This window comes from Campylobacter sp. BCW_4323, from assembly GCF_001763115.1.
Lineage (GTDB): Bacteria > Campylobacterota > Campylobacteria > Campylobacterales > Campylobacteraceae > Campylobacter_D > Campylobacter_D jejuni.
The window spans coordinates 1-6,657 of record NZ_MJYC01000034.1; the positions used below are offsets into that span (position 1 = coordinate 1).

At 40.6% G+C, this 6,657-nt stretch carries 2 tRNA genes and 3 rRNA genes; all 5 read left to right on the plus strand.

Features of this window, described 5'->3' with window-relative positions:
* Positions 1–619: 619 nt before the first annotated feature.
* Positions 620–2,132, plus strand: a 16S ribosomal RNA gene (locus tag AJN60_RS01540).
* A 102-nt stretch (positions 2,133–2,234) separates the two neighbouring features.
* Positions 2,235–2,310: transfer RNA gene (locus AJN60_RS01545), tRNA-Ala, on the plus strand.
* An 8-nt stretch (positions 2,311–2,318) separates the two neighbouring features.
* A tRNA-Ile gene (locus AJN60_RS01550) sits at positions 2,319–2,395 on the plus strand.
* A 726-nt stretch (positions 2,396–3,121) separates the two neighbouring features.
* Positions 3,122–6,180 (plus strand): 23S ribosomal RNA (locus tag AJN60_RS01555).
* A gap of 256 nt (positions 6,181–6,436) precedes the next feature.
* A 5S ribosomal RNA gene (gene rrf / locus AJN60_RS01560) occupies positions 6,437–6,553 on the plus strand.
* Together the 16S, 23S and 5S rRNA genes with 2 tRNA genes alongside form the textbook arrangement of a ribosomal RNA operon.
* The last annotated feature ends 104 nt before the right edge of the window (positions 6,554–6,657 follow it).

Below are 6,657 nucleotides of genomic sequence, written 5' to 3' on the forward strand. Positions count from 1 at the left end.
AACCCACCAAATACTTATATAAATATTTACACAAATATTTATACTATTTAATCCTTTATTTAATCCCCTTTTAAGTTTAATTGGTTATACTTTCATTTCCTTTTTTGAAAAAAGGACTTAAAATCTTTTAAATTATAAAGTTTCACTAACTGAGTAGATTTTATAAATTAACTTTATTTTAGATTTTTTAAGTTTTTAAATTATTTGAGTTTTTAACTTTCTTAATTTTTTAATTTAAAACTAAAAGCTTTTTTATAAATCTTGTTTTTAATTTAAAAACTTTTCTTTTAAAAATGATTTTTTGTTTTGTTCTTTTAAATTAGTATTGTTATTCAAATCTTATTAGTCAATCTTTGAAATCTAAATAAGTGATCGATTGAGCCAGAAAGATTTAGGCATAAGCAATTATGTAAAATCTATTCAATCTAATATTAAAAAGATTAAAAGCTTTCTTTTAATCTTTTATAACTTTTTCTTTGAAGAAAAAGATTAAACTATCTATAAAAGTAATAAGGTTTATCTCTTTAATGCAATCTAAGTAGTTTATCTTTTAGGTTGGCGGGGTAGGCCTTTAGCTTGCTTCTTAGTTAAGGCTTTGCCTTGATGCTAAAGAAGGTTTATTATGGAGAGTTTGATCCTGGCTCAGAGTGAACGCTGGCGGCGTGCCTAATACATGCAAGTCGAACGATGAAGCTTCTAGCTTGCTAGAAGTGGATTAGTGGCGCACGGGTGAGTAAGGTATAGTTAATCTGCCCTACACAAGAGGACAACAGTTGGAAACGACTGCTAATACTCTATACTCCTGCTTAACACAAGTTGAGTAGGGAAAGTTTTTCGGTGTAGGATGAGACTATATAGTATCAGCTAGTTGGTAAGGTAATGGCTTACCAAGGCTATGACGCTTAACTGGTCTGAGAGGATGATCAGTCACACTGGAACTGAGACACGGTCCAGACTCCTACGGGAGGCAGCAGTAGGGAATATTGCGCAATGGGGGAAACCCTGACGCAGCAACGCCGCGTGGAGGATGACACTTTTCGGAGCGTAAACTCCTTTTCTTAGGGAAGAATTCTGACGGTACCTAAGGAATAAGCACCGGCTAACTCCGTGCCAGCAGCCGCGGTAATACGGAGGGTGCAAGCGTTACTCGGAATCACTGGGCGTAAAGGGCGCGTAGGCGGATTATCAAGTCTCTTGTGAAATCTAATGGCTTAACCATTAAACTGCTTGGGAAACTGATAGTCTAGAGTGAGGGAGAGGCAGATGGAATTGGTGGTGTAGGGGTAAAATCCGTAGATATCACCAAGAATACCCATTGCGAAGGCGATCTGCTGGAACTCAACTGACGCTAAGGCGCGAAAGCGTGGGGAGCAAACAGGATTAGATACCCTGGTAGTCCACGCCCTAAACGATGTACACTAGTTGTTGGGATGCTAGTCATCTCAGTAATGCAGCTAACGCATTAAGTGTACCGCCTGGGGAGTACGGTCGCAAGATTAAAACTCAAAGGAATAGACGGGGACCCGCACAAGCGGTGGAGCATGTGGTTTAATTCGAAGATACGCGAAGAACCTTACCTGGGCTTGATATCCTAAGAACCTTATAGAGATATGAGGGTGCTAGCTTGCTAGAACTTAGAGACAGGTGCTGCACGGCTGTCGTCAGCTCGTGTCGTGAGATGTTGGGTTAAGTCCCGCAACGAGCGCAACCCACGTATTTAGTTGCTAACGGTTCGGCCGAGCACTCTAAATAGACTGCCTTCGTAAGGAGGAGGAAGGTGTGGACGACGTCAAGTCATCATGGCCCTTATGCCCAGGGCGACACACGTGCTACAATGGCATATACAATGAGACGCAATACCGCGAGGTGGAGCAAATCTATAAAATATGTCCCAGTTCGGATTGTTCTCTGCAACTCGAGAGCATGAAGCCGGAATCGCTAGTAATCGTAGATCAGCCATGCTACGGTGAATACGTTCCCGGGTCTTGTACTCACCGCCCGTCACACCATGGGAGTTGATTTCACTCGAAGCCGGAATACTAAACTAGTTACCGTCCACAGTGGAATCAGCGACTGGGGTGAAGTCGTAACAAGGTAACCGTAGGAGAACCTGCGGTTGGATCACCTCCTTTCTAGAGTACAAAGTAATAAGTCTCACCACTATTACTTCAATATATAAACTCAATTGATTCTTGTTTAGATTTCAAAGATTGATGATAAAGCTAATTGTTTATGGGGAATTAGCTCAGCTGGGAGAGCGCCTGCTTTGCACGCAGGAGGTCAGCGGTTCGATCCCGCTATTCTCCACCATTTATTAAGGGCCTATAGCTCAGCTGGTTAGAGTGCACCCCTGATAAGGGTGAGGTCACAAGTTCAAGTCTTGTTAGGCCCACCATAAAAAAGATTTGAATAAAAAAGCTTTAAAATCTAAAGCAAGTATATAAAGTAGATTAAATATAAAATATAAACTCTATATTCAGATTTACTTTTATCTTTAACTATAAAAGAATATACTTTAAATAGATATAAGTAGCATATACATTATGTATTTATATTTATAATGATTATATTAATATATATACTTCCTTTAGGTTTTAAACCTAAATGTTCTTTTTAATTATCATTGTTAAGAGTCACAAGCAAGTTTTAATAAAAACAATTTTACAGGACTTGTTAAAGGATAAAACCTATTTATCTTTTCTTTGGTTTAACTTATATCTTTTAATTATCTTTATTTCTATAATAAAGAGAATATTAGATTTAAGATTTATAAATTAAAGACAAGTTTCAAACTCACAGCTTAGTTGAGACTAAATCATTTAGTTTTATATTAAGTGTTTGAATGCTTTCCGTCTTAAGATAAAGAAGTCTTATCATAAAAACTTTAACAAGGAAGTGATGCGTTTTAGAATCAATAATAAAAGGTAGAAGTTAGATTATATCTAACTTTTATGCAAATTGTTTTTTTAGTGATTAAGAATTGAAGCTTTATCTACATTAATTTTTTAATGAATGTTTAGTTTATTTCGTTTTAAGTCTAATATCTTTTAGGTTGGCGGGGTAGGCCTTTAGCTTTGGTTCTTTAAGATGAGCCTTGCTCATTTGCTAAAAGAACATCAAAAGGTAAGCTACTAAGAGCGAATGGTGGATGCCTTGACTGGTAAAGGCGATGAAGGACGTACTAGACTGCGATAAGCTACGGGGAGCTGTCAAGAAGCTTTGATCCGTAGATTTCCGAATGGGGCAACCCAATGTATAGAGATATACATTACCTATATAGGAGCGAACGAGGGGAATTGAAACATCTTAGTACCCTCAGGAAAAGAAATCAATAGAGATTGCGTCAGTAGCGGCGAGCGAAAGCGCAAGAGGGCAAACCCAGTGCTTGCACTGGGGGTTGTAGGACTGCAATGTGCAAGAGCTGAGTTTAGCAGAACATTCTGGAAAGTATAGCCATAGAGGGTGATAGTCCCGTATGCGAAAAACAAAGCTTAGCTAGCAGTATCCTGAGTAGGGCGGGACACGAGGAATCCTGTCTGAATCCGGGTCGACCACGATCCAACCCTAAATACTAATACCAGATCGATAGTGCACAAGTACCGTGAGGGAAAGGTGAAAAGAACTGAGGTGATCAGAGTGAAATAGAACCTGAAACCATTTGCTTACAATCATTCAGAGCACTATGTAGCAATACAGTGTGATGGACTGCCTTTTGCATAATGAGCCTGCGAGTTGTGGTGTCTGGCAAGGTTAAGCAAACGCGAAGCCGTAGCGAAAGCGAGTCTGAATAGGGCGCTTAGTCAGATGCTGCAGACCCGAAACGAAGTGATCTATCCATGAGCAAGTTGAAGCTAGTGTAAGAACTAGTGGAGGACTGAACCCATAGGCGTTGAAAAGCCCCGGGATGACTTGTGGATAGGGGTGAAAGGCCAATCAAACTTCGTGATAGCTGGTTCTCTCCGAAATATATTTAGGTATAGCGTTGTGTCGTAATATAAGGGGGTAGAGCACTGAATGGGCTAGGGCATACACCAATGTACCAAACCCTATCAAACTCCGAATACCTTATATGTAATCACAGCAGTCAGGCGGCGAGTGATAAAATCCGTCGTCAAGAGGGAAACAACCCAGACTACCAGCTAAGGTCCCTAAATCTTACTTAAGTGGAAAACGATGTGAAGTTACTTAAACAACCAGGAGGTTGGCTTAGAAGCAGCCATCCTTTAAAGAAAGCGTAATAGCTCACTGGTCTAGTGATTTTGCGCGGAAAATATAACGGGGCTAAAGTAAGTACCGAAGCTGTAGACTTGCACACAACTTAGATTATTTAAGTTTAGAATATAAAAAACTAAGTTATATGTTTTAAGTTATATTTTTACTGATTTTTATAGAGTAAAGATAGAAATAAAACTTAGTAAAATCAGTAAAAATATTCTTGGTTTAAAGTTTAAGTAGTTTAAGTTGTGTGCAAGTGGTAGGAGAGCGTTCTATTTGCGTCGAAGGTATACCGGCAAGGAGTGCTGGAGCGAATAGAAGTGAGCATGCAGGCATGAGTAGCGATAATTAATGTGAGAATCATTAACGCCGTAAACCCAAGGTTTCCTACGCGATGCTCGTCATCGTAGGGTTAGTCGGGTCCTAAGTCGAGTCCGAAAGGGGTAGACGATGGCAAATTGGTTAATATTCCAATACCAACATTAGTGTGCGATGGAAGGACGCTTAGGGCTAAGGGGGCTAGCGGATGGAAGTGCTAGTCTAAGGTCGTAGGAGGTTATACAGGCAAATCCGTATAACAATACTCCGAGAACTGAAAGGCTTTTTGAAGTCTTCGGATGGATAGAAGAACCCCTGATGCCGTCGAGCCAAGAAAAGTTTCTAAGTTTAGCTAATGTTGCCCGTACCGTAAACCGACACAGGTGGGTGGGATGAGTATTCTAAGGCGCGTGGAAGAACTCTCTTTAAGGAACTCTGCAAAATAGCACCGTATCTTCGGTATAAGGTGTGGTTAGCTTCGTACTAGGATTTACTCCGAAAGCGAAGAAACTTACAACAAAGAGTCCCTCCCGACTGTTTACCAAAAACACAGCACTCTGCTAACTCGTAAGAGGATGTATAGGGTGTGACGCCTGCCCGGTGCTCGAAGGTTAATTGATGGGGTTAGCATTAGCGAAGCTCTTGATCGAAGCCCGAGTAAACGGCGGCCGTAACTATAACGGTCCTAAGGTAGCGAAATTCCTTGTCGGTTAAATACCGACCTGCATGAATGGCGTAACGAGATGGGAGCTGTCTCAAAGAGGGATCCAGTGAAATTGTAGTGGAGGTGAAAATTCCTCCTACCCGCGGCAAGACGGAAAGACCCCGTGGACCTTTACTACAGCTTGACACTGCTACTTGGATAAGAATGTGCAGGATAGGTGGGAGGCTTTGAGTATATGACGCCAGTTGTATATGAGCCGTTGTTGAGATACCACTCTTTCTTATTTGGGTAGCTAACCAGCTTGAGTTATCCTCAAGTGGGACAATGTCTGGTGGGTAGTTTGACTGGGGCGGTCGCCTCCCAAATAATAACGGAGGCTTACAAAGGTTGGCTCAGAACGGTTGGAAATCGTTCGTAGAGTATAAAGGTATAAGCCAGCTTAACTGCAAGACATACAAGTCAAGCAGAGACGAAAGTCGGTCTTAGTGATCCGGTGGTTCTGTGTGGAAGGGCCATCGCTCAAAGGATAAAAGGTACCCCGGGGATAACAGGCTGATCTCCCCCAAGAGCTCACATCGACGGGGAGGTTTGGCACCTCGATGTCGGCTCATCGCATCCTGGGGCTGGAGCAGGTCCCAAGGGTATGGCTGTTCGCCATTTAAAGCGGTACGCGAGCTGGGTTCAGAACGTCGTGAGACAGTTCGGTCCCTATCTGCCGTGGGCGTAAGAAGATTGAAGAGATTTGACCCTAGTACGAGAGGACCGGGTTGAACAAACCACTGGTGTAGCTGTTGTTCTGCCAAGAGCATCGCAGCGTAGCTAAGTTTGGAAAGGATAAACGCTGAAAGCATCTAAGCGTGAAGCCAACTCTAAGATGAATCTTCTCTAAGCTCTCTAGAAGACTACTAGTTTGATAGGCTGGGTGTGTAATGGATGAAAGTCCTTTAGCTGACCAGTACTAATAGAGCGTTTGGCTTATCTTTAATAAAGCATCACTTCCTTGTTAAGGTTTTTAAGAAGACTTTGAATATAGATAATATTTAGAGTTTAATAGAAATCTTTCAAGTAAAGTTTATATTAGAACTTGCTCTTAACATTGTTTTTTAAGTATTCTATATAAAAACTTATTAAAGATAAAAGATAAGTAAAGAAGAAAGAGAATAAAGAAAAAAGTAAAGAAATGAAAGATTAAGCTTTATTTTTTAAATTCAATCTTTCAAAGAATATTTAAATAACAATGTCCGTGATTATACAGATGTGGAAACGCCTTGCTCCATCCCGAACCAAGAAGCTAAGCACATCGTGGGTGATGATACTACGCCTTACTGGCAGGGGGAAAGTAGCTCATTGCGGACTTGTTAAATATCTTCATTACTTACTTTATATATAAATCCTATGTTTATTTTTATTGTTGTTTTAGATGATGCTTAGAATTGTGTTTAAAAAAGAGTTTGTTGCTG